Source organism: Flavobacterium sp. J49 (assembly GCF_011742145.1).
Lineage (GTDB): Bacteria > Bacteroidota > Bacteroidia > Flavobacteriales > Flavobacteriaceae > Flavobacterium.
This window is the reverse complement of sequence record NZ_JAAQQU010000104.1, coordinates 684,047-706,981: the sequence shown is the minus strand read 5'-3', so window position 1 is coordinate 706,981 and position 22,935 is coordinate 684,047. Positions and strand designations below refer to the sequence as shown.

At 38.6% G+C, this 22,935-nt stretch carries 23 protein-coding genes; 14 read left to right on the top strand and 9 right to left on the bottom strand.

The genetic code is table 11. The annotated features are described in order from the left end of the window. Positions 1-48: 48 nt before the first annotated feature. The 5 genes from HA632_RS09750 (at position 49) to HA632_RS09730 (ending at position 7,622) form a co-directional block, all read left to right on the top strand. Positions 49-2,817 carry a TonB-dependent receptor gene (locus tag HA632_RS09750; protein ID WP_176306981.1) on the top strand — a complete coding sequence of 923 codons (2,769 nt, stop codon included), beginning with the start codon at positions 49-51 and terminating at the stop codon, positions 2,815-2,817. A 159-nt stretch (positions 2,818-2,976) separates the two neighbouring features. After that, positions 2,977-4,137 carry a hypothetical protein gene (locus HA632_RS09745; protein WP_176306980.1) on the top strand — a complete coding sequence of 387 codons (1,161 nt, stop codon included), beginning with the start codon at positions 2,977-2,979 and terminating at the stop codon, positions 4,135-4,137. A 102-nt stretch (positions 4,138-4,239) separates the two neighbouring features. After that, the gene (locus HA632_RS09740; protein ID WP_176306979.1) at positions 4,240-4,551 is read left to right on the top strand and encodes a T9SS type A sorting domain-containing protein; all 312 of its coding nucleotides are present in this window, start codon (positions 4,240-4,242) and stop codon (positions 4,549-4,551) included. A 103-nt stretch (positions 4,552-4,654) separates the two neighbouring features. Then, positions 4,655-6,517, top strand: a complete 1,863-nt coding sequence (locus tag HA632_RS09735; RefSeq protein ID WP_176306978.1) for a T9SS type A sorting domain-containing protein — start codon at positions 4,655-4,657, stop codon at positions 6,515-6,517. Between the two features lie 124 nt (positions 6,518-6,641). Then, entirely contained in the window at positions 6,642-7,622 is a 981-nt protein-coding gene (locus HA632_RS09730; RefSeq protein WP_176306977.1) for an acyl transferase, read from the top strand. On the opposite strand, the gene tyrS is transcribed toward HA632_RS09730, so the two are convergent. Continuing rightward, entirely contained in the window at positions 7,615-8,910 is a 1,296-nt protein-coding gene (gene tyrS / locus HA632_RS09725) for a tyrosine--tRNA ligase (protein WP_176306976.1), read from the bottom strand. The genes HA632_RS09730 and tyrS overlap by 8 nt on opposite strands. Before the next feature lie 199 nt (positions 8,911-9,109). On the opposite strand from tyrS, the gene HA632_RS09720 reads away from it, so the two are divergent. Then, a complete protein-coding gene (locus tag HA632_RS09720) occupies positions 9,110-10,102 on the top strand; it encodes an NAD-dependent epimerase/dehydratase family protein (RefSeq protein WP_176306975.1) in 993 nt (330 codons plus the stop codon). A 7-nt stretch (positions 10,103-10,109) separates the two neighbouring features. Here the strand turns inward: HA632_RS09720 and HA632_RS09715 are convergent, their stop codons facing one another. The 3 genes from HA632_RS09715 to HA632_RS09705 are packed head-to-tail and all read right to left on the bottom strand — an operon-like array spanning position 10,110 to position 12,575. Continuing rightward, positions 10,110-10,487 (bottom strand): DUF4296 domain-containing protein, encoded by a 378-nt coding sequence (locus HA632_RS09715; protein WP_176306974.1) that lies wholly within the window; start codon positions 10,485-10,487, stop codon positions 10,110-10,112. Positions 10,488-10,497: 10 nt separating this feature from the next. After that, positions 10,498-11,838 (bottom strand): dihydroorotase, encoded by a 1,341-nt coding sequence (locus HA632_RS09710; RefSeq protein WP_176306973.1) that lies wholly within the window; start codon positions 11,836-11,838, stop codon positions 10,498-10,500. An 11-nt stretch (positions 11,839-11,849) separates the two neighbouring features. Beyond that, a complete protein-coding gene (locus tag HA632_RS09705; protein WP_176306972.1) occupies positions 11,850-12,575 on the bottom strand; it encodes a polyprenol monophosphomannose synthase in 726 nt (241 codons plus the stop codon). 107 nt (positions 12,576-12,682) lie between these two features. On the opposite strand from HA632_RS09705, the gene HA632_RS09700 reads away from it, so the two are divergent. The 3 genes from HA632_RS09700 (at position 12,683) to HA632_RS09690 (ending at position 15,085) form a co-directional block, all read left to right on the top strand. Next, the gene (locus HA632_RS09700; RefSeq protein WP_176306971.1) at positions 12,683-13,357 is read left to right on the top strand and encodes a DUF4271 domain-containing protein; all 675 of its coding nucleotides are present in this window, start codon (positions 12,683-12,685) and stop codon (positions 13,355-13,357) included. A 10-nt stretch (positions 13,358-13,367) separates the two neighbouring features. Beyond that, the gene (locus tag HA632_RS09695; protein ID WP_176307182.1) at positions 13,368-14,117 is read left to right on the top strand and encodes a uroporphyrinogen-III synthase; all 750 of its coding nucleotides are present in this window, start codon (positions 13,368-13,370) and stop codon (positions 14,115-14,117) included. 377 nt (positions 14,118-14,494) lie between these two features. Then, complete coding sequence (locus tag HA632_RS09690; RefSeq protein ID WP_176306970.1) at positions 14,495-15,085, top strand: tetratricopeptide repeat protein; 591 nt, start codon at positions 14,495-14,497, stop codon at positions 15,083-15,085. A gap of 60 nt (positions 15,086-15,145) precedes the next feature. On the opposite strand, the gene pckA is transcribed toward HA632_RS09690, so the two are convergent. Both pckA and HA632_RS09680 read right to left on the bottom strand, forming a co-directional pair. After that, on the bottom strand, positions 15,146-16,771 hold the full coding sequence (gene pckA / locus HA632_RS09685) for a phosphoenolpyruvate carboxykinase (ATP) (RefSeq protein ID WP_176306969.1): 1,626 nt from the start codon (positions 16,769-16,771) through the stop codon (positions 15,146-15,148). Between the two features lie 81 nt (positions 16,772-16,852). After that, complete coding sequence (locus tag HA632_RS09680; protein ID WP_176306968.1) at positions 16,853-17,239, bottom strand: DUF423 domain-containing protein; 387 nt, start codon at positions 17,237-17,239, stop codon at positions 16,853-16,855. A gap of 125 nt (positions 17,240-17,364) precedes the next feature. Here HA632_RS09680 and HA632_RS09675 point away from each other — a divergent pair, with 125 nt between their 5' ends. The 5 genes from HA632_RS09675 to HA632_RS09655 all read left to right on the top strand — a co-directional run bounded on the left by HA632_RS09675 (position 17,365) and on the right by HA632_RS09655 (position 21,026). After that, positions 17,365-18,204 carry a DUF3108 domain-containing protein gene (locus HA632_RS09675; protein WP_228778772.1) on the top strand — a complete coding sequence of 280 codons (840 nt, stop codon included), beginning with the start codon at positions 17,365-17,367 and terminating at the stop codon, positions 18,202-18,204. Between the two features lie 12 nt (positions 18,205-18,216). Further along, positions 18,217-18,540, top strand: coding sequence for a hypothetical protein (locus HA632_RS09670; protein ID WP_176306967.1), 324 nt, complete (start codon positions 18,217-18,219; stop codon positions 18,538-18,540). Positions 18,541-18,615: 75 nt separating this feature from the next. After that, positions 18,616-19,989 (top strand): saccharopine dehydrogenase family protein, encoded by a 1,374-nt coding sequence (locus HA632_RS09665; RefSeq protein ID WP_176306966.1) that lies wholly within the window; start codon positions 18,616-18,618, stop codon positions 19,987-19,989. A gap of 287 nt (positions 19,990-20,276) precedes the next feature. Continuing rightward, the gene (locus tag HA632_RS09660; protein WP_176306965.1) at positions 20,277-20,747 is read left to right on the top strand and encodes an Lrp/AsnC family transcriptional regulator; all 471 of its coding nucleotides are present in this window, start codon (positions 20,277-20,279) and stop codon (positions 20,745-20,747) included. Between the two features lie 24 nt (positions 20,748-20,771). Further along, positions 20,772-21,026: a hypothetical protein gene (locus tag HA632_RS09655; protein ID WP_176306964.1), complete on the top strand. Its 255-nt coding sequence runs from the start codon at positions 20,772-20,774 to the stop codon at positions 21,024-21,026. Between the two features lie 130 nt (positions 21,027-21,156). Here the strand turns inward: HA632_RS09655 and HA632_RS09650 are convergent, their stop codons facing one another. From HA632_RS09650 to HA632_RS09640, 3 genes are all read right to left on the bottom strand, one after another. Then, positions 21,157-21,858, bottom strand: a complete 702-nt coding sequence (locus HA632_RS09650; protein ID WP_176306963.1) for a zinc metallopeptidase — start codon at positions 21,856-21,858, stop codon at positions 21,157-21,159. Positions 21,859-21,929: 71 nt separating this feature from the next. Continuing rightward, entirely contained in the window at positions 21,930-22,604 is a 675-nt protein-coding gene (locus HA632_RS09645; RefSeq protein ID WP_176306962.1) for a hypothetical protein, read from the bottom strand. A gap of 67 nt (positions 22,605-22,671) precedes the next feature. Beyond that, positions 22,672-22,857, bottom strand: coding sequence for a hypothetical protein (locus HA632_RS09640; protein ID WP_176306961.1), 186 nt, complete (start codon positions 22,855-22,857; stop codon positions 22,672-22,674). Between the last annotated feature and the right edge of the window lie 78 nt (positions 22,858-22,935).

Sequence of the window (22,935 nt, the reverse complement as noted above, 5' to 3'; positions counted from 1 at the left end):
CCTTTACAATGTGGTGGTTTCTTTGCACCAAAATTAAACAAGACAAAAATGAAACTTAAATTTATTGTTACTTTTTTATTAATCAATGTTATCGGATTTGCGCAAGGCAAAGGAACCATTACAGGAACATTAACAGATAAAGATTTAAACAACGAGCCTTTACCTTTTGCTAATGTCATAATCAAAGGCACCACTATAGGAGTAACCACAGATGAAACCGGAAAATACTCTATTGCAGTTGAAGCCGGTACTTATACTATCCAATTTAGTTTCTTAGGATACGAAACTATAGAAGAAAAAATTGAAGTGAAAGCCGGAGAAACCCTTACCATCAACAAAGCATTAGGTTCTGGAAGTTACCAATTGCAAGATGTGGTGATTCAAAACACGGTGAGTCGTGAAAAAGAAACCGCTTTACTATTGGAGCAGAAAAAAGCCGTAGAAATCAAACAAAGTATTGGTGCTCAGGAAATGTCTAGAAAAGGCGTTTCTACTGTGGAAGAAGGTTTGACTAAAATCACCGGAATTTCTAAAGTAGAATCAAAAGGATTATTTATCCGCGGATTGGAAGACCGTTACAACAGTTTGTTGTTGAATGGCTTAGCCGTACCGTCCAATAGTCCGTTCAAAAAAATCATTCCTTTAGACCAATTTCCAACCGATGTTGTAGGTTATATGGATGTTTATAAAACCTTTAACCCTGATATTTATGGCGACTTCGCCGGTGCTACTATTGATGTTATTACCAGCCAAACCCAAGAAAGTCAAACCAAATTGAGTTATGGTGTAGGCTATACTACTAATAATAACGGTAGTGATTTTTTACTTTCTACCGATGCGGATAATACGAAAAGCTTTTTTGGATTTGGCGGACAAGAACGTAAATTGCCTTCAGGATATGGCGCTATCCCTAACGGAAGAATCGAAAACGATTACAAATCCAGTTGGAATGTAAACAAAACCACTTCGCCTTTGAACACTAGCTTTGGGGTTAGTCATTCCGGGAAATTTTATTTGGGCAAAGAGAAAAATAAATTGAATTATGTTTTTGCCACCAATTTTGACAACACTTATCAAATCAGAAAAGGTGTTGACAGAACATTTTCGCAAGGACAAGGGATTTACGACAATAATTTGGTTAAAGAAGAATACAAGTTTCAAACACAATCTTCAGTATTGGTTGGCTTACAGTACAAAACAGACCGTATGAAATTGTTGTACAATACCTTGTATTTGAAATCAACCGAGAATTCGATTCAAGACCAAGTAGGTTACACCCGAACTGCGGTAGACAATCCAAACGAATTTATTCGATTAAACCAATATGAGCAATCGGATTATTTCACCAATCAATTTTTTGGTAATTACAAGATTACCGCTGATGACAAACACTCCGTAAAAGGAGGCTTGTCTTACACGAGAACCAAATACAGCCAACCGGACCGAAAATTCATCACCGGAACAAAAATCAGCGATACGGAAATCAACACCCAATATGGAAGCAATAACCTATTGCGTCAGTTTTTCAACATTGACAATAATTTCCACTTATCGGGCAATTTAGAATACAACTATAAGTTTGGTAAAACCGAAGATAAAAAACACAAATTCTCTTTTGGTTATAATGGTTTTGCCGAGTATATGGTGTCAAAATTCCGATTTACTTTTGGGGTACCAAATTCAGGTGCTACGCCATACAATGTAGTGGTAAATGAAATTGACCAAGCCATTCAGGATGATATCGCGAGTAACTTCCTGTCATTTACAGAACAATCTTCTGCCGAGTGGAAAACCAAAGTGGCTCAAAGAGCTGATGCATTGTACACCAAATTGTTATTCAACTTTACTGAAAAATTAGAGTTGAATGTTGGACTTAGAGCCGAAAACACTATTCGTGAATACAAATACAAATCGATTGTAGATCCTATCAACAATCCGTACAGAAAGAAAAACAGTGAAAACTTGTATATCTTACCTTCTGTCAATGTTAAGTATGAAGTTAATGACAAGAGTAATCTTCGTTTAGCCGCTTCAAAAACCTATACCAAACCGGTGCTTTTTGAAAGTTTGGATATCAACTTAATCAACGCCGACGGTACCACCGAAAGAGGAAATTCGGATATTGAGAACAGCGAGAATTACAATATTGATTTAAAATATGAATTGTTTCCAACGAAAAACGAATTATTTGCCGCTACTTTATTCAGTAAATACATCGACAATCCGATTGAAAGAACTGTTCAGGCGAGTGCTACGGGAAGCGGACAAACGATTACTTATTTCAACAACAAAAGTGCTACGCTTTTTGGCGCCGAGTTTGAATTTATTGTACAGTTGAGCCGCTTGCATAAAAATTTAGAAGGTTTTTCATTTGGCGCGAATACTTCTTTCATGATAACAGAAGCCACTGTAAACAAAAACCGCGACGGTTACTTCGATACTTTTGAAAAAAGAAAACTGCAAGGTGCGTCAAGTTGGTTGGTGAATTCCGATTTAAAATATGAATTTGAGTTGAATTCCAAATGGAAAAACACCACTTCTTTGGTATACAATGTTTATGGCGAAAGAATTTATGCTGTAGGGGTTGCCGGAAATGATCATATTTATGAAAAACCATTCCACAAATTGGATTTTGTTTGGGGAAGTAACATCAATAAAAAGTGGGACATCAAATTCTCTATTGACAATATTTTGAATCCAACTTACAAAAGAGTATTAGGAGACAATAGCGAGATCAGCATCAACGAAACTTCCCTTCTTTTGGAAAGCTATAAAAAAGGTGTCGGATTTTCAACCAGTTTATCTTATACCTTCTAAAAACAAAAAGAACTCTCCGGAGTTCTTTTTTGTTCATACTAAGGAAACATTGGGTTTACAATTAAATAATTAGTCGATAACTTTTAAATAATGATAACCAAACATTTAAAAAACAACCCTGAGTTAGTTTTGTCAAAACAATTTAAAACACAATTTAAAATGAAAAAATTACTTTTAAGTCTTACTATTTTATCTGCATTATTTGTTGGTTGTTCGACAGATGATGATGAAGGAACTGTTCAACCGGTAGAAGGAGAATTAACCGGATCCATCACAACGAATCAAACCTATGCTTTTGGCAATTATACTTTGAATGGAATTGTAACCATTGAAAACGGAGTAACCGTAACTTTTGATGCAGGTTCTACTATCACTGCAAATGCTGCCAATGGTGTAGATGCTATTGTAGTAAAAAATGGCGGAAAATTAATCATGAACGGAACAGCTGCTCAACCGATAGTGTTGACAGAACCTTCTGCAACTCCGGGTTCTTGGGGTGGAATCATCATGTATGGTGATGCTCCAATCAATGGCGCGGGTGGCGTAACTACCAAAACTTCAGAAGACGGATTGAACCTTACTTATGGCGGAACCAATCCTGCTCACAATGGTGGAACGTTACGTTACGTAAGAGTAGAATATGCCGGAAAGAAAATTACTGACGGAACCAGTGAAATGAATGGATTTTCATTTTACTCTGTTGGAACCGGAACTACTTTAGACCACTTAGTATCCTACAAAGGTGCTGATGACGGGTTTGAGTTTTATGGCGGAACTGTTAGTGCTACCAACTTAATTTCTTACGGAAATTATGACGACTCTTTTGACTGGCAAGATGGCTGGAAAGGACAAAACAATTCAAACTGGTATGCTTACCAAGTGGGCACCGGAAATTTCGGAATGGAGATTGAAGCTTCAAACAACAACAACGCTTTCTGGCCGGTAATTACAAATATTACTTTAGTAAGAGCTGCCGGAACGGTTACTGAAGGAGGATCTTCTGCTGCAGAATACGATGCAATTCAATTCAAAAAACAAGGAAACGGCGATTTTACTAATATTGTAATTTCAGGATACACCACTGCCAATTCGACAGCGGTTAGAATTCAAGACGCTGCAACCAATACAGACCAAGTAAACGGCAACAAAATAAAGTTGACTACTGTAAAAATTAATGATGGCACTTCAACTTTTGCAGGCGCAGGAAGTTTAAGCGTTGCTTTCCCTACCGGACAATACACTACCAGCGACAGTGCTACAGGAGCCAATATCTCTCCTGGAATTTGGGCAACTGTTAACGGAACGACTTTGGTTCCTTAATTACAAATAAAATCACATAAATCCCTCAACAACAATTGAGGGATTTTTTTGGTACAATATTTGAAATATTTTATATATATTTGTAATAACCAAATTAGAGTCATGGCTAGAAACTACTTTTTAACAACTTTTCTTTTCTCTTTGTTCTCCCTTGTGTCTTTTGCACAAGACGGAAAACAGCAAGGGGAAACTCTTGGTTTTTATCCAAATCCAGTTAGCAACGGCAAGATTTACATTACCTCTAAAACTTCCTTAGACAAAGAGATTCTTATCTTTGATGTATTGGGGAAAAAAGTGTTGCAAACTACCATTTCTTCTAAAGAATTGAATATTACCTCTATCCCTCCTGGGGTTTATATCATCAAAATCACCGAAGGTGAAACTACTACAACTAGAAAACTAATTGTCAGATAGTTAAATTTTGATTTTTTAAGGTTTATTTAATCATTTTTTTACATTCTTTTTTTTGGCTAACAAATATTGTCATTATATTTGTAGGCTAATTAAATTTAAAAAAATGAAAAAAATTTACTCCTTATTATTACTTACTGCCACCTCTTTGTCATTCGGACAAATTTTGACAGATGATTTTAATTATCCTGACAACGCTTTGTTGACTGCAAACGGCTGGAGTGCTCACAGTGGCGCCGGAACCAATGCTGTAGATGTTGGTGCTGCCAATGGATTGACTTACGCTGGTTACAATACTGTTGCCAACAACGCTGCAAGATTGGATAATACCGGAGAAGACGTTAACAAACCTTTCACAGCTCCAGTAACTTCCGGATCTTTGTATTTCTCATTTTTAGTAAATGTTACTTCAGGCGATGCTGGTTACTTTGCACATTTAGGAACAGCTCCAAGTACATTTGCCGCTAGAATTTATGTAAAACCATCAGCAACTACCGGAAAAATAAATTTTGGAATTTCAAACACGAGTACTGCTTCTTTTGCCACAACTCCAACCGATTTCGATTTAAACACTACTTACCTTATCATAGTAAAATATGACGTAACTGCAGCCGGTGCTGCCAGCATTTGGGTTAAATCTACAGGAGTTCCTGCTTCTGAGGCTGCTGCCGGAACACCGGAACATACTACAACCGGAGGAGGAACAGCCAGTATTGGAGGAGTATTTTTAAGACAATACGCCGCTACCCAAAATATTACCGTAGACGAAATAAAAGTATACAATACTTGGTTTGGTGCTGCCGCTTGTAGCTTAATCTTAAATACAGAAACTGCTGTTTGTGATGCTACAACTTTGAATATCGATACTTACACTGCTACTATTCCGTTTACCGGAGGAAATACAGGTTCATATAATTTATCTGTTAATGCAGGCACAATTGGCGGCAATAACCCTTCAACTACAGCCGAAGGTAATATTATCATTACCAATATCCCTGAAGGCACTAACGTAACTTTAACAGTAAGTGGCGCATGTGGCCTTACTAAAACAGTCACCGCTCCTGAATGTAAACCGGTTAATACTTTACCATTCAACGATTCATTCCCTTACACCGTTGGAGGATCACTTAATGCTGAGCAAAAATGGTCATTGGTAAATAGCGGAGACAATATCACTATCGCTAATGGCAGCTTATCTTATGCCGGCATTACTTCTTCAGGAAACTCAATTACTTTCGTTGGAAGCGGTGGAGAATCAAGAACTTTATTTACAAGCACTAATACCGATTCATTATTTGCATCATTTATTGTTACTGCTTCGGATTTAGCCAATGTTACAAATGACTTAACAAGTACTTATTTTGCATTATTTACAGATGCTTCGGGTGCTTCGACTAATGCCAGAATCTGGATCCGTAAAAACGGAACTCAATACCAATACGGCTTAGGAACCGGAGCTTCTGCTACCGATTGGGATCCCACTTTATATAATCCAGGTGAAATTCAATATGTGGTTTTAAGATATGATTTTGCTGACAATGCTTTGTCACTATACATTAACCCAACTATCGGCGGTAGTGCTTCTCCAACAATAAGTGTTACTCCTACTAGCGCTTTTGATAACTTAGGCGGGTTTATGTTTAGACAAGATGGAGCTACAAACACTCCAACTATCATAGCCGATGAATTAAGAATTGCTACTACAGCAAACTTTACTTTAGGAACCACTCAAAACCAAATCTCTGGTTTAAAAGTATATCCTAACCCGGTTGCTAACGGAACTTTGTTCATCGAAACTGCTGCTAACGCAGAAAGAACAGTTACTGTTTTTGACCTATTAGGAAAACAAGTTTTAAACACTACAACTTCTGAAAATGCTATCAACGTAAGCAATCTAAATGCCGGTGTTTATGTAGTTAGAATTACTGAAGAAGGTAAAACGGCTTCTACTAAATTGGTTATCGAATAATCCATCTTACTCATACAAAAAAGCCCTGTCTTGTACCAAAAACGAGATAGGGCTTTTTTATTTTCCTTACTTTTGCGACTCGAGACCTTTAGGTCGAACTGTACGTAGTAAAAAAAAATATTCCTTGGTCAATCTACAAGACATATTCACGATTTCTTCACAAAAGCAATTTGAAAAAATAGCGCTGAAGGTTTTTCGTTACCAATACGAGAACAACCTAGTCTATCGTGAATTTTGTGATTTACTAAATACTGACGTCCAAAAAGTAAAATCATTACCACAAATTCCGTTTCTGCCGATACAGTTTTTTAAAAGCCATACGGTGGTTTCTAATTCAAACCCAATTCAGGAAACCTTCACCAGCAGCGGAACGACCGGAATGATTACCAGCAAACACCTAGTAACCGATGTTTCGCTATACGAACAAAGTTATCGCCTAGCGTTCTCCGAATTCTACGGTAATATTGAAGACTACGCCGTTTTGGCTTTGCTTCCATCCTATTTGGAGCGCAGTGGTTCATCTTTGATTTATATGGTCAAGGATTTAATCGAATTGTCCAATAATGAGCACAGCGGCTTTTACCTGCACAATTACGACGAACTGATTTCAAAACTGATTGAGCTCGATAATTCAGGCCAAAATGTAATCCTGATTGGTGTAACGTATGCTTTATTGGATTTGATTGAAAGGCAAAATTTTCAACTCAAAAACACCATCATCATGGAAACCGGTGGCATGAAAGGCCAACGCAAAGAAATCATCCGAGAAGAATTACACGAAATCTTATGCCAAGGTTTCGGTGTTTCCAGCATCCATTCAGAATATGGTATGACGGAGTTGTTATCACAAGCGTATTCCTTAGGCAACGGTGTTTTCGAATGCCCGGCGTGGATGCAAATTTTAATCCGCGACACCGAAGATGCTTTGACTTACCTTGATTTCGGCAAAACCGGCGGTGTGAATGTGATTGATTTGGCCAATATCAATTCGTGCTCCTTTATCGCCACGCAAGATTTGGGCAAAAAACAGCCCAACAATTCTTTCGAAATATTGGGCCGCTTTGATAATTCTGATATCCGAGGCTGTAACCTTATGGTTATATAACCTTGATTAAATAATAATTCTTCTTTCCTTTTTGCAACATCAAAAACTGATTATTGATCAAGTCTTTCTCCGTAATCAAATAATCGGCTGCTACTTTCTCTTTGTTCAACGAAATTGAATTCTGTTGCAACTCGCGACGCGCATCACTATTGGAAGCCAAAAAACCCGTTTTAGCCGAAAGCGCTGCAATCATATCTAAACCGTTCTCTAAATCTGCCTTCACAACTTCCGCTTGCGGAACGCCTTCAAAAACTTCTAAAAACGTTTTGGTGTCTAACTTTTTCAAATCCTCCATAGTCGGACTAAAAAAAGCTCCCGAAGCAAAAACCGCTTTCTCCAATTCTTCTTTTCCATGCACAAAAGTCGTCACTTCTTCCGCCAAACGTTTCTGTAACACACGCAAATGCGGTGCTGTTTGGTGCTCCGCAATCAAAGCATCAATGGTTTCTTTATCTAAAAACGTAAAAATCTTAATGTATTTCTCCGCATCCACATCGGTAGTGTTCAACCAAAATTGGTAAAACTTATACACCGAAGTCTTATCCGCAGTCAACCAAACGTTGCCACCTTCTGACTTCCCGAATTTAGAACCATCCGCTTTCGTGATTAACGGACAAGTCATCGCGTAAGCTTTGGCTCCTTCACCATTCATTCTGCGTACTAATTCCGTTCCCGTGGTAATATTTCCCCATTGGTCTGAACCGCCCATTTGCAACAAACAGTTATGGGTTTTGTACAAATGATGAAAATCGTATCCTTGAATCAATTGGTACGTAAACTCAGTAAAACTCATGCCTTCACCGCTTTCTCCGCTCAAACGTTTCTTCACCGAATCCTTCGCCATCATGTAGTTCACGGTAATTCTTTTCCCAACATCACGCGCAAAATTGATAAACGAGAAATCCTTCATCCAATCATAATTGTTCACCAAAATCGGCGCATTGGCTGCCGTAGAATTAAAGTCTAAAAATCGAGACAACACCGCTTTGATTCCGGCCACATTTTTTTCCAAAGTCGCTTCATCCAACAAGTTACGCTCATCCGATTTTCCCGAAGGATCGCCAATCATACCGGTCGCACCGCCAACCAAAGCAATCGGCTTGTGTCCAAATTTTTCTAAATGAACCAACAAAATAATCGGCACCAAACTTCCAATATGCAACGAATCACTCGTTGGGTCAAACCCAATATACGTTGTGGTCATTTCCTTTAAAAGTTGCTCTTCAGTTCCGGGCATCATATCGTGAACCAAGCCACGCCATTGCAATTCTGCTACTAAATTTCTCATCTTACAATCAAATTTGCGCAAATATAATGAGAATTGATTATTTAGGAGCGAAAGGTTCGGGATTTATCAGTGGTCCGTGTTCCCGCTTTACGCGCTACATGGTAGCTCGCTCCAATCGGGGCTGAAAGAAAGTCTTTCCGCTTGCTTGGAAGCACAAAATAATTCATAATTCGTAATTTGTAATTCGTAATTTAGCGACATGATTTTAGTCACAGGCGGAACAGGTTTAGTCGGCGCACATTTGCTGTTACATTTAGCAGAAAATGAGGCTGCCGTCCGTTCCATTTACCGCCATAAAAAATCCATTGAAAAGACGAAATCGCTTTTCCAACTTTACCAAAAAGAAGCCTTATTCACCAAAATAGAATGGGTAAAAGCAGATATCATCGACATTCCGTCTTTGGAGATTGCCTTTCAAAACATAACTTACGTTTACCATTGTGCGGCCTTGATTTCGTATGATCCCAATGACGAAGACCAACTCCGAAAAACCAACATCGAAGGCACTGCTAACATCGTTAATTTCTGTTTGGCTTACAACGTCAAAAAACTTTGCCATGTAAGTTCAATTGCTGCTTTGGGCGACCTAAAACCTCACGAAACCAAAGTCACCGAGGAAACTGAATGGAATCCCGAAGCACCACACAGCGATTACGCCATCTCAAAATACGGTGCTGAAATGGAAATTTGGCGCGGCCAACAAGAAGGTTTAAGTGTTGTTATTGTCAATCCGGGTGTGATTTTTGGCGCCGGTTTTTGGGGACAAGGAAGCGGTGTTTTCTTTTCTGCCGTTAAAAAAGGCTTCCCGTTTTACACCAAAGGCTCAACAGGTTACGTTGGCGTTACCGATGTCGTTAAAATCATGATACAGTTGATGAAAAGTGACATCACCGGCGAAAGATTCTCCCTCATAGCCGAAAACCTAACTTTCAAAGAAGTAATCTATACCATAGCTGAAAAACTAAAGGCCAAAAAACCAAAAACGGAAGCCAAACCATGGATGTTGGCCATTGCTTGGCGTTTGGATTGGTTTTGCGCCACTTTCTTCAGAGCCAAAAGACGATTGTCTAAATACAGCGCCAACTCCTTATGCTCTGATGATATTATCTCCAATGACAAAATAAAAAATGCTTTGAATTTTGAGTTTCAAAGCATTGATTCGGTAATCCAAGAAGTAGCCGATTTAAGTTAAATAACAACTATTGTATTTGCGGTACATCAGCATTCGGCGGACCGTTACTTGGCGTGGTATTTCCCCCTATTTTCTTAGTTTGCTCGTCCAGCCTGCTCTTAACTTCTTCAAACATTTTTTTGTATTCTTCTACATCAGAAGCGTAGTATTTGTTGCTTTGGACCAATTGAATACTGTCGATTTTATATTTTTTGTAAAGATAGGCATTGGCATTTTCATTACTGATTCCACCATTGATGTTCTGAGACTTGATGGCTTCAAGCAAAGAGAGATCATACAATATGTCAACCATCTTGTCCTTTTCAATTAGGTTTTTGGGCTTCTCAACGGTATCATTGCACCCCATTAAGGATAGCAACAAAAAAAACAAAACACTTCTCCTCATCCTTCTTATTTTATCTGTCAAACAATAATCGTTTCCCGACAGGTTTTTCACTTACTTTAAAGTTCTTATAAACCAATTCTCCATTAACAAAAGTATGGGTAATTCTCGATTTAAAATTATAGCCTTCAAATGGCGACCAACCACATTTGGCCAAAATGTTTTCTTTCTTCACGTTCCAAGGCAAACCGGTATTGACTAAAACCAAATCGGCATAATAGCCTTCCTTGATAAACCCGCGCTTTTCTATTTTAAATATCTTCGCCGGATTGTGACACATTTTCTCTACAATTTTCTCAATGGTAATTTTTCCTTGATGAGCAGCTTCGAACATAGCAACCACTGCATGTTGTACCAATGGTCCGCCTGATGGTGCTTTTAAATAGCTTTGGCTTTTCTCTTCTAATGTATGTGGTGCATGGTCGGTTGCAATCACGTCAATTCTATCGTCTAACAGTGCTTTCCACAAAGCGTCTCTGTCCTCAGCCGTTTTTACAGCCGGGTTCCATTTGATTAAATTGCCTTTGGTTTTATAATCGGCATCCGAAAACCACAAGTGGTGTATACAGACTTCGGCCGTGATTTGCTTTTCTTCTAACGGAATTTTATTGGTAAACAAATCCATTTCTTTAGCCGTTGACAAATGAAAAACATGCAATCTTGCTCCGGTTTTTTGGGCCAAGGCAATCGCTTTAGAAGACGACAAATAACAGGCTTCTTCGCTGCGGATTAAGTGATGACATTCTACCGGAATATCTTCCCCAAATTGGAGTTTGTATCGTTCCAAATTGGCTTTAATCGTCGCTTCGTCTTCACAATGAACCGCAATCAGCATTTTGGTAGACGAAAATATTTTTTCCAAAGTTTCCTGGTTGTCCACTAACATATTGCCGGTTGATGACCCGAGAAACAATTTGATTCCGGCCACATTTTTCGGATTGGTTTTCAACACTTCTTCCAAATTGTCATTGGTGCCACCCATCATAAACGAATAATTCGCATACGATGTCTTTGCGGCAATTTGGTATTTGTCTTCCAAGAGTTCTTGGGTAACCGCATTGGGAACGGTATTCGGTTGTTCAATGAAGGATGTAATGCCGCCGGCAACGGCAGCCCGACTTTCAGAAGCAATATCGCCTTTGTGCGTTAATCCGGGTTCGCGGAAATGCACTTGGTCGTCAATGGCACCCGGAATAAGATAACTTCCTTCGGCATCGATGATTTTGCAACTCGCAGATTTGGCGCTAATGCTGTCGGCTATTTCGACAATAAATTCGTTTTCAATCAAAACATCGCCTTCAAAAACCTTTCCTTCATTTACTATTTTGGCATTCTTAATTAAAACGGTATTCATTTTTGGGTATTTTATAATCGGTTTAAAAACTTTCTGAATCTTAGCGAAATCACGCCAAAGATAGCTTCTTTGATAATGGCGCCACTCATTTTGGATTGCCCTTTGGTTCTATCGGTAAAGATGACCGGCACTTCCTGGATGTTAAAATTTTTGGCAAAAGCTCGGTATTTCATTTCTATTTGGAAGGCATAACCGATGAATTTGATGGCGTCTAAATTTATTTTTTCCAATACTTCTCGGCGGTAACAAATAAATCCGGCAGTAGCATCCATGATTTTCATTCCGGTAATCATTCGCACATAAACAGAAGCAAAATAAGACAACAATACGCGACTCAACGGCCAATTCACTACATTGACTCCCGTCACATATCGCGAGCCAATGGCCAAATCGGCACCTTGATTATGACAGGCTTCATATAATTTTTCCAGGTCATTCGGGTTATGAGAGAAATCGGCATCCATTTCGAAAATGAATTGGTAATCATTTTTCAGTGCCCATTTAAAACCGTGTACATAAGCTGTTCCCAATCCCGATTTTTTCTTTCTCAAAGCCAAAAACAATTGGTCTCCGAATTCCTTTTGCAACTCGATTACCTTGTCCGCCGTTTTATCGGGTGAATTATCATCAACAATTAAAACGTGAAAGGTCTTTGGCAAAGCAAAAACTGCGCGAATAATACTTTCGATGTTCTCAATTTCGTTATAGGTAGGAATAATTACAATGCCGTCGCTCATATTGGTATAGTCATACTTCGTTGCAAAAATAAACTTTTTATCAGAGCCTTATCTTAATAATTATATAATAATTTAACAAATAAAAAATTAGTAATTTTGTCGGGATTATGATAGAAACAGTTTTATCGCCGAGAGTTTTAGAAGCCAAAGATTGGGCCACCTTTCTTTTTGTTTTTTCATTTGCCTTGATAGCCATTACCCGAACCGCTTTTGAGACCAGATTCAATGATTTTCTAAAGATTTTGGCCTCGGACAAGTATATCAAAGTGTATAAAGACACTTCCCATTTGATGAGTGGATTTACTGTACTTTTATTTGTAGTTCAAGTGATTTCCTTTTCCTTTTTCATCCAGTTGGCACTCGCTCATTTTGGCTATGTTTCAAAAAATGATTGGATTCTCTTCATTCGGATTTTTACTTTCTTCGGGGTTTTTGTGCTGTCCAAATTCTTAATCGAAAAGATAATCGCCGCAACGTTTAATATTGAAGAATTCACTGAACAACTCAATTTACAAAAAGTAAGCTATAGAACGTTCATCGGCTTGTTATTGCTCCCCGTCAACATTTACTTGTTTTACAACGACACTTCATCAAATCTTTTGTTTTTTTGCATTATCGGTACCATTTTAATAATAAACTTGTATTCTTATTTGATTTCTTTGAAGATTTATCAAAACTTACTTCTCGGCAAGTTGTTTTATTTTATTTTGTATCTTTGCGCACTTGAAATAGCACCGTACTATTTTATATATTATTTGATTACAAAAAATTTAGCACATTAAAATGTCAAATTTGAAAGTGAAAACAATTTTGGTGTCACAGCCAGAACCCAAGGTCGAGAATTCACCTTATTTTGAATTGCAACAAAAACACAAAGTAAAAGTTGATTTCCGCCCGTTTATACATGTAGAAGGAGTTAGTGCAAAAGACGTTAGGGCTCAGAAAATTGACCTCAACAACTATACGGCAATAATTTTGACCAGCAGAAACTCGGTAGATCACTTTTTTAGAGTGGCCGAAGAGATGCGTTATAAAGTTCCGGAAGATTTGAAATATTTTTGTCAATCGGAAGCGATTGCTTTTTACCTACAAAAATATGTAGTGTACAGAAAGCGAAAGATATATGTGGGTCAAAAAGACTTCGTTGATTTATCACCGCTGATTAAAAAATACAAAGAAGAGAAATTCTTGTTGCCGGCTTCAGACCAGTTGAATTATGACGTGCCGCAAACACTGAACAATTTAAAAGTCGATTGGACACAAGCCACCTTCTACAAAACCGTGATGAGCGATTTGTCTGATTTGGCCGATGTGTATTATGATGTTTTGGCTTTCTTTAGCCCAACCGGAATCAAATCACTATTCAAAAACTTCCCCGATTTCCAACAAAACAATACCCGTATTGCCGTTTTTGGAAGCACAACCCAAAAAGAAGCTTTGGAACACGGATTGCGTATCGATATTTTAGCGCCAACGCCGGAAACTCCATCAATGACAATGGCTTTGGAAAAATACATCGCCGACGCCAATAAAGGAAAATAGATTTCAAAAAAATATTCAAAAAAAAGTCCTGTTAAGTTCATTAGCAGGATTTTTTTTATGCCAATAATGTTTACTTTTTAAAGACTAAAAGCAAAATTATGGGCGACAAGCTGATTGAAAAATTATCCTTCGGATTTATATTGTTATTGCCTTTAGTGTTTTCCACCACGATTGTTGATCGGGTTTTGATCCCGAGACAAATACTGCTTACCGCATTTATTTTCTTTGTGGTTGCGTTATTAATTGGGTAAAAGAAAGAATTACTTTTCAACTTCAAAACACCGCTCTTTTACTCTTTTATTGGGTTTTGATGATTCCAATCGGTTATTCCTTTAGTCTCTCTGTACCGATTTAACGGCGAACAGCATGCGCGAAAAATGTATGCGGCCAAAGCCAATAAAAACTGGAGTGAAACCATTTATGAAGCCCAAAAATCGGAGCATTATTTTTATCCTTTAGACAACACTTCTATGCCGTTGACCCGGTATGAAGGCATTGGTCATTTCAACGAAAATCGTTTGGAGGAAAGCCAATCTTACTTTGAAAAAGCTTACCAATTAACGCCATACAACATTCAAGTAATAACCAATTTAGCCAGTACTTATCAAGCTGACGGAAAAATAGATGAAGCCGTTGTCTTGTATAATGATGCCTTGAAAATTTCTAAGGAGTTTGATGAGGCCAAACTCAATTTGGCAGCGCTTTATTACAATAAAAAAGAATTTGACAAAGCATATGCTTTAATTAATGAGATTAAAGTCACTTCTAAAAATCCAAAGTATAAACTCTACTTGGTGCCTATTCTAAACCACAAAATCAATGCTTACTTGAAAACGGCGACTGATAAAGTTGTGATTGAAAATTTGGTCAAAAATGTAACCACAAAAGAAGCTTTATTGCAACTGTTTTTTGACGCCAAAAAGAACAATATGGTTTTTGAAACTTATTTGGCGCAGGCCAAATTTTAAAAAAAAACCGTCTCGCAAAAACAAGACGGAATTTTCAACTGGTTAGGTTTAGTTAGTTTGTTATACCTGTGGTCCGGCTTTTACCAAGCTTTGCCCTTGCTCATTATCGGTATATTGAGCGAAATTTTTAATGAATCTTGACGCTAAATCGGTTGCCTTGGCACTCCATTCAGCCGTATCTGTATAAGTATCTCTAGGATCTAAAATCGCCGGATTCACATCGTGCAATGCGGTTGGCACTGTCAAATTGAACACCGGAATCGTTTTAGTTTCCGCTTTCTCAATCGAGCCATCTAAAATAGCATCGATAATCGCGCGGGTATCTTTAATAGAAATTCGTTTCCCTGTTCCGTTCCAACCGGTGTTTACCATGTAAGCTGTTGCGTTGTGGGCTTCCATTTTCTTAACCAATTCTTCGCCGTATTTCGTAGGATGCAAAGTCAAAAAGGCTTTCCCGAAACATGCAGAAAAGGTTGGTTCAGGCTGCGTAACACCTCTTTCGGTTCCGGCCAATTTGGCGGTAAATCCCGAAAGGAAATAGTATTGTGTTTGTTCCGGTGTTAATTTAGAAACCGGCGGCATTACCCCGAAAGCATCTGCGGTTAAGAAGATTACTTTGGTAGCGTGTCCGGCTTTAGAAACCGGTTTAACTATATTGTGAATATGATAAATCGGGTACGAAACACGAGTGTTTTGAGTAACCGAACCATCTTTAAAATCAATCACACCATCGGCATTAACCGTTACATTTTCCAATAGCGCGTCTCTTTTGATAGCACCATAAATATCCGGTTCGTTTTCTTTGCTCAAGTCAATCGTTTTGGCATAACATCCGCCTTCAAAATTGAAAACGCCTTCATTGTCCCAACCGTGTTCATCGTCACCAATTAATTCGCGTTTTGGGTCAGTAGACAAAGTAGTTTTTCCTGTTCCCGACAATCCGAAGAAAACCGCCACATCGCCGTCTTTCCCTTTGTTAGCCGAACAGTGCATCGAAGCAATTCCTTGTAAGGGCAAATAGTAGTTCATCATAGCGAACATTCCTTTTTTCATCTCGCCACCGTACCAAGTCCCGCCAATCAACTGCATTTTTTCGGTTAAGTTGAACGCTACATAAACCTCAGAATTTAAACCGTGAGCGGCGTAATCTTTGAAAGACGTTTTAGAACCATTCATTACAATAAAATCCGGTTCACCGAAATTCGCCAATTCTTCTTCCGTCGGACGGATAAACATGTTGGTTACAAAATGTGCTTGCCAAGCCACCTCCATGATAAAGCGCACTTTTAATCTTGTATTTTCATTGGCACCGCAAAAAGCATCTACCACGTATAATTTTTTCCCTGAAAGTTGGTCAACTGTAGTTTCTTTTAAAGCTTCCCAAGTATTTTGCGTAATCGGTTTGTTGTCGTTTACCGCTTTGTCTGAAGTCCACCAAATACTATTTTCGGTGATGCTGTCTTTAACTATGTATTTGTCTTTTGGTGATCTTCCGGTAAAAACTCCGGTCATTACATTTACCGCTCCTAATTCAGTAAGTTGTCCTTTTTCGTAGCCTTCTAAATTTGGATTTAACTCGTCATTGTATAATTTTTCGAAGGAAGGATTGTGGATAATTTCGTTAACGTTTTTGATTCCGTATTGTTCTAACGAAATCGATTTCGTAATTTGAGCGTAGTTCTCCATAAAATTTAGTTTGTGTTGTATTATGAATCAGACGACAAAGGTAAAAATTAAAATTTAGAAACTATTTTTTTTATTAAAATATTATCTTCTATCTTTTAAAATCTGCCACAACAAAATAGCCCAGCCCACTATTAACAAGGTTCCGCCGATAGGAGTTATAATTCCCAAAGGTTTAAAATCAATCCCGGTTATCGTTTTAGTGGCCAACAAGTAAATCGAACCCGAAAAGAAAATTACGCCAAAAAGAACCAATTGAAAGATGGTTTTTTTTCCTTTTTCTGTGACTAAAGTAGTGAGTCCCAAAAACAACAAAAACAAAGCATGATACATCTGGTATTTAACTCCCGTTTCGAAAGTTAGTAGTTCTTCAACCGTCAAATGTTTTTTCAAAGCATGAGCGCCAAACGCACCTAAAATGATTGCCGTCATTCCTAATAAGACAGCTGTTACAGTTATTTTTCTTTCCATTGTTCTTGATTTGAATACTAATCTGCAAATTTATCCGTTATCTGGTTAGAAATAAAGAAATTTCACTTTTCTTTTGGCGAGTTACCTTCTTTAAAATTTTATATTTGCATCTTAGTTTTGAATCGATGAAATCGAAGATTACTTCGTCAGTTAGCCTTTCAGGCTCGAGTCACGAATACCAAAAAAACAATATTAAAAACATGAGTAAAAGATTTCTTTTTGTACTGAGTACCGTTTTTCTTTTAAATTCGGCTCCTTCAATTTACAGTCAAACCATCAAACCCGGAGAAAAATTGGTTTTTGCAGGCTCTTACAACATGAGCGGTTTAATGACACAGTTGGCACAAGTCACCATGAGTACCGAAACCGTAGCTACTGCTAAAAACACTTATCTTCATTTGAATTGTGAATTGTCTACTTACAGCAAATGGGACTCCTTTTTTAAAATCAGAGACATTTATGAATCTTATGTCAACCCTTTGAATTTGAAGCCGAGTTTGTACAAAAGAAGTATAGATGAAGGCGGTTATACCAAAAAAGAAAAATACACTTTCAAAGGCAATACCGTTAACAGCACTGTTAAAAAAAGAAACAAACCAGAAACCCAAAAAACCTTTACCATCGGCAGTTCAACACAAGATGTAATTTCGCTTTTATACAAAGTGAGAACGATGGATTTCAGCAAATTCAAAGTTGGGCAAACCCAATCATTGATTATTGTTTTCGACGAAAAACAAATCCCGGTTACTTTAAAATACATGGGGAAAGAAACCATAAACTGTGGTAATTTGGGCAAAAAAGAATGCTACAAACTCTCCATTGGCGCCAAAACCGATGCGTTACGCGGTAAAGACCAAAACTTAATTTGGCTAACTGCCGATGCCAAAAAAGTCCCGGCTTTGTTGAAATTCAGTATTCCTGTCGGTACCGGACAATTGGTTTTAACCTCAGCGACCGGAATTTAATTTGACAAAATCATGAGAAAACTGTTTTTAATTTTAGCTTGTGTTTTTGGTGTGCTAGGCATCGTCTTCACCATTTTACCTATGGACACTTTGGCCTTTCTTCCTATTGGCTTGGCCTTGATTTTTGGTTTACTGACTTTAAAAAAATCAGAAGACAACCAAAAGAAATTTCCCAAGATATTGCTGGTAATTGGTGCGTTGTGTTCAGTAGTGGTTTTGGGCAAAACGTTACTCATTGAAGACCAAGTAGCGACTGACACCCAATTCGAACAACAAAAAATAGAGACCAAACAAGAAGCCCAAAAAGAGCTTGAAGAATTGGAAGGTTTAGAATAATAAAAAGCCCATCATACTGATGGGCTTTTTTGTTTGAATCAAATATTCATACCTTTGCAGGTAACAAACAAACGAATGAGAAATATACTAATCATAGGCGCCGGACGCTCAGCATCATCACTTATAAAGTACCTTTTAAGAAAGTCTCCGCAAGAAAACTTAAATGTAACCCTTGCTGATTTGTCAATAGAATTGGCCAGAAGAAAAACCTATAATCACCCTAACGCCACCCCGATTGCCTTAGACATTAACAATGTCGAACAACGCCAAGCCGAAATCCAAAAAGCCGATATTGTAATTTCAATGTTACCGGCTCATATGCATATTGAAGTGGCCAAAGACTGTATCACTTTCAAGAAAAATATGGTGACCGCATCCTATATCTCAGAGGAAATGCAAAGCTTGGACGAAGCTGTAAAAGCCAACGGGCTAATCTTCATGAACGAAGTCGGACTCGACCCCGGTATCGACCACATGAGTGCGATGAAGGTAATTGATGACATCAAAGCCAAAGGCGGCAACATGATTTTATTCGAATCGTTTTGCGGCGGTTTAATTGCACCCGAATCCGATGACAATCTTTGGAATTACAAATTTACTTGGGCGCCGAGAAACGTAGTATTGGCCGGTCAAGGCGGCGCTGCGAAGTTCATCCAAGAAGGCAAATACAAATACATACCATACCACAAATTATTCCGCAGAACCGAATTCTTCCACGTGGAAGGCTACGGTAAATTTGAAGGCTACGCCAACCGCGATTCTCTAAAATACCGAAGCATTTATGGCTTAGACGACATCTTAACTTTATACCGAGGTACCATTCGCCGGGTTGGGTTTTCCAAAGCTTGGAACATGTTTGTACAACTAGGCATGACCGATGATTCTTATGTGATGGAAAATTCGGAAACGATGAGTTACCGCGACTATATCAATTCCTTTTTGCCTTTTCACGCCTCAGATTCGGTGGAATTAAAAACCCGAATGGCACTAGGCATTGAGCAAGACGATATCATGTGGGACAAATTAATGGAACTCGATATCTTTAACGCCAAGAAAATTGTCGGACTCAAGAATGCCACACCGGCTCAAATTTTAGAGCGCATCCTTAACGACAGTTGGACCTTACAACCCGATGACAAAGACATGATTGTCATGTACCACAAGTTTGGGTACGAACTCAAAGGCGAAAGAAAGCAAATCGACTCCAAAATGGTTTGCATCGGCGATGATCAAATTTACACCGCGATGGCCAAAACCGTAGGTTTACCGGTAGCCATGGCCACCATCCAAATCCTAAACGGCAACATCAAAACACCGGGCGTACAATTGCCTATCAAAAAAGAAGTCTACGAACCCATTTTGAAAGAATTAGCGCTACACGGCATTGTTTTCCACGAAACCGAAATGCCTTATGTGGGTTACAATCCGGATAAGTTGGTGGGGAATTAATGGAAAGACTGAGAAACTGAGTACCTGAGTTATTGGGAGCAATTGGTTCGGGCATTTTTGGAATGGTAATTCCCGCTTTTCGGGTTACGCGGTAACCTCTTCAATCGGGGCTAAATAGGTTTCCATTTTCTTTTCAGCAAACACTTTCTTTAGACTTTCAGCTTATATTATAACCGCAAATTCGCAAATTAAATACTGTAATTTGCGAATTTGCGGCAAAACTTAAATATCGATTTGTGGTTAAAAATATAAAGTAAATAACTATTTTTACTTTAAATATAGCAACCATGAAGATTAACCAGCTACAAATAGAAATTGATGGTATCGACAAAGAAATCCTTCGTGACTTGATGGAAGATGCCCGAAAACCCATTTTACAAATCGCCAACAAAATCGGAATTTCCGGCGCAGCTATACACCAACGATTGCGCAAACTCGAAGATGCCGGTGTGATTTCCGGTTCCAAATTTATTATTGACAACAAAGTTTTGGGGTACAAAACCATGGCGTTTATTGGGGTTTACTTAGAAAAAGCGTCGAGCAACTCCGATGCGGTAAAAGAACTGAAAAAAATCCCCGAAGTGTTGGAATGTCATTATACCACAGGAAACTGGAGTATTTTAATCAAAATCATTTGCCGCGACAACGAACATTTGATGCAATTGCTCAACAAAAAAATACAACCGATTGACGGGGTTTCGAGAACAGAAACGTTCATTTCTTTGGAACAGCAGATTGAAAGACAGATACAGTTGTGATTGAGTTGGGAGTTAAAAAAAACTATGCGAAAAGAAATTAAATGGATTTTGTTTTACATTATTTATGTAATTGTAATGCTTATTACCGATAAAATGGCTCCGAGTGGCCCATGTACACCGGGACCGGGATTTTTCCTATTCCTTTTATTGATTCCTATCAGTGTTATTTTATTCCTGAAAGATTTGTATAAATATTATCGCGAGCCGGAAAAATCAAGGTTGTATTACATTCTTATTCACCCTATCGTTTGGGTGATTTTTTTGTCTTTTTATGGTTAAATGGTTAACTATTTAGCCCCGATTGAAGAGGTTACCGCGTAACCCGAAAAGCGGGAAATGCCATTACTGAAACTGCCCGAACCAATCGCTCCCAAATAAAAAACCCGCTACTTTCGTAACGGGTTTTGTTTTATTCATCTCTGGAACCTCCGAAGACTTGCAAGGCCCAATACAACAACGAAGCCAAAGCACCTATTGCGGCGACTACATACGTTCGGGCGGCCCATTTCAGCGCATCTTCGGCACCGGCGTATTCTTGTTGGCTGACCATGTTTTTATTTTTTAACCAGGCCAAAGCGCGGTTACTGGCGTCGTATTCTACCGGAAGTGTAATGAAGGCAAAGGAAGTGGCAATCGCCATTAGCACCAACCCAATTACGGCGATGTAAAATCCTAAACCCAATCCGGAGGCGGCACCCAAAATCAGTCCGCCAAAGATTAACCATTGGGATAAAGTAGAAGAAACATTCACTATGGGTACCAATTGCGAACGCAATTGCAACATATTGTAAGCCGTGGCATGTTGGACAGCGTGACCACATTCGTGTGCGGCAACTGCTGCGGCAGCGACGTTTCTTTGGTTGTAAACCCCTTCGCTTAAGTTCACCGTTTTGTCGGTTGGATTGTAATGGTCAGTCAATTGTCCGGGAGTGGAAATGACTTTAACATCATAAATCCCGTGGTCTTGCAACATTTGGGTGGCAATTTCGGCACCGCTCATCCCATTGCGCAAATGCAGATGGGAGTATTCTGCGAATTTGCTCTTGAGTTTGGCGCTTACGGCAAAACTGACTAAGGCAATCAAGCCGATTAAAATATAATATCCTAACATGATTTGTAAATTTTAGTTTCTAGTAGCACATCAAATTGCAAGCCAAAGGATTAGAAATGACAGCTTGTCACTTACAACAGCGTTATCCCGAATACAAAGCGATTGTTCCCCGATTCGCCGACGTTGTTTAAAACACTTCCGAATTCGGAATCGTATCTGCCGCGGGTTAAGGCGAATTCATAACCGGCATTGAGTTTGACTTGGAAACTTGACTTTTTAAACAAATACATCGAAACCGATGGCCCTAAATACAACATTTGGTTGGTAAAACTAACGTGACCACTGTTGTTGTTGGGTTCCAAATCGTTTAAATCGATGGTGTTGTTTTTGGAGTAAATATCGTATTGGTTGCCTAAATAAGCTAAGGAAAGACCGGCAGTGAAGGCGAAATTCTCTTGGTTTACTACATTGTAATGCACGCGCATTCTGGTATTGAACCCTTGGTATTTCATTTCGTTATTGCCCTCTTCGGGTTTGGCAAACAAAAATCCAAACTCGATATCGCCGGAGTATTTTTGGCCAAAAACATTCAAGCCGAAGGTCAGTTCGGGTACAAAGCTGTCTAACTCCGGCAGGTTGGCATTGTGGAGTTTTTTGTTGAGATTGGTGTTGTCGTTAATATTGCCGTTGAATCCGAAATAGCCGTCGACTTTGACTTTCTTAGTCTTGGTTGAATCCGAAGATTGTTCTTGGCTGTAGCCGATAAAAGCGGTAAGTAATAATAAGTAGAGGATTTTGTTTTTCATGATGATTGATTTAATGTTTGAATCAAAAATAAACAGAGAAAATGGCTATAAAGAACGGTTTAACTTTTTATTTGCAAATGGTGATAAACGCCACCAATTCGGCGCCTTCATAATAAGTAAACGAAACGCTGATGATTTCGTAACCGGCATTGGCTTTTTCGTTTAGGAAGAGTTCTACTTTTTCGGTTAGCCTTTCTTTCATACTGCTAAAGCCTGCTTTTTCTACAATGGTGTGAATTTCGTGTTTCTTCATGGTGTTTGATTTTCCTCGATTAGTCTAAAGAATTTTAAATTGGTTACAACATTATGCGGTGAGAATTAAAAGGGAAAA

Coding starts and splice junctions, on each gene's coding strand:
- HA632_RS09735 (WP_176306978.1), top strand. CDS start 4,655: ATGAAAAAAATTTACTCCTTATTATTACTTACTGCCACCTCTTTGTCA.
- HA632_RS09750 (WP_176306981.1), top strand. CDS start 49: ATGAAACTTAAATTTATTGTTACTTTTTTATTAATCAATGTTATCGGA.
- pckA (WP_176306969.1), bottom strand. CDS start 16,771: ATGGAGAACTACGCTCAAATTACGAAATCGATTTCGTTAGAACAATAC.
- HA632_RS09675 (WP_228778772.1), top strand. CDS start 17,365: ATGAAATCGAAGATTACTTCGTCAGTTAGCCTTTCAGGCTCGAGTCAC.
- HA632_RS09680 (WP_176306968.1), bottom strand. CDS start 17,239: ATGGAAAGAAAAATAACTGTAACAGCTGTCTTATTAGGAATGACGGCA.
- HA632_RS09645 (WP_176306962.1), bottom strand. CDS start 22,604: ATGAAAAACAAAATCCTCTACTTATTATTACTTACCGCTTTTATCGGC.
- HA632_RS09720 (WP_176306975.1), top strand. CDS start 9,110: ATGATTTTAGTCACAGGCGGAACAGGTTTAGTCGGCGCACATTTGCTG.
- HA632_RS09690 (WP_176306970.1), top strand. CDS start 14,495: ATGTATGCGGCCAAAGCCAATAAAAACTGGAGTGAAACCATTTATGAA.
- HA632_RS09705 (WP_176306972.1), bottom strand. CDS start 12,575: ATGAGCGACGGCATTGTAATTATTCCTACCTATAACGAAATTGAGAAC.
- tyrS (WP_176306976.1), bottom strand. CDS start 8,910: ATGAGAAATTTAGTAGCAGAATTGCAATGGCGTGGCTTGGTTCACGAT.
- HA632_RS09715 (WP_176306974.1), bottom strand. CDS start 10,487: ATGAGGAGAAGTGTTTTGTTTTTTTTGTTGCTATCCTTAATGGGGTGC.
- HA632_RS09740 (WP_176306979.1), top strand. CDS start 4,240: ATGGCTAGAAACTACTTTTTAACAACTTTTCTTTTCTCTTTGTTCTCC.
- HA632_RS09670 (WP_176306967.1), top strand. CDS start 18,217: ATGAGAAAACTGTTTTTAATTTTAGCTTGTGTTTTTGGTGTGCTAGGC.
- HA632_RS09660 (WP_176306965.1), top strand. CDS start 20,277: ATGAAGATTAACCAGCTACAAATAGAAATTGATGGTATCGACAAAGAA.
- HA632_RS09665 (WP_176306966.1), top strand. CDS start 18,616: ATGAGAAATATACTAATCATAGGCGCCGGACGCTCAGCATCATCACTT.
- HA632_RS09745 (WP_176306980.1), top strand. CDS start 2,977: ATGAAAAAATTACTTTTAAGTCTTACTATTTTATCTGCATTATTTGTT.
- HA632_RS09655 (WP_176306964.1), top strand. CDS start 20,772: ATGCGAAAAGAAATTAAATGGATTTTGTTTTACATTATTTATGTAATT.
- HA632_RS09710 (WP_176306973.1), bottom strand. CDS start 11,838: ATGAATACCGTTTTAATTAAGAATGCCAAAATAGTAAATGAAGGAAAG.
- HA632_RS09640 (WP_176306961.1), bottom strand. CDS start 22,857: ATGAAGAAACACGAAATTCACACCATTGTAGAAAAAGCAGGCTTTAGC.
- HA632_RS09650 (WP_176306963.1), bottom strand. CDS start 21,858: ATGTTAGGATATTATATTTTAATCGGCTTGATTGCCTTAGTCAGTTTT.
- HA632_RS09700 (WP_176306971.1), top strand. CDS start 12,683: ATGATAGAAACAGTTTTATCGCCGAGAGTTTTAGAAGCCAAAGATTGG.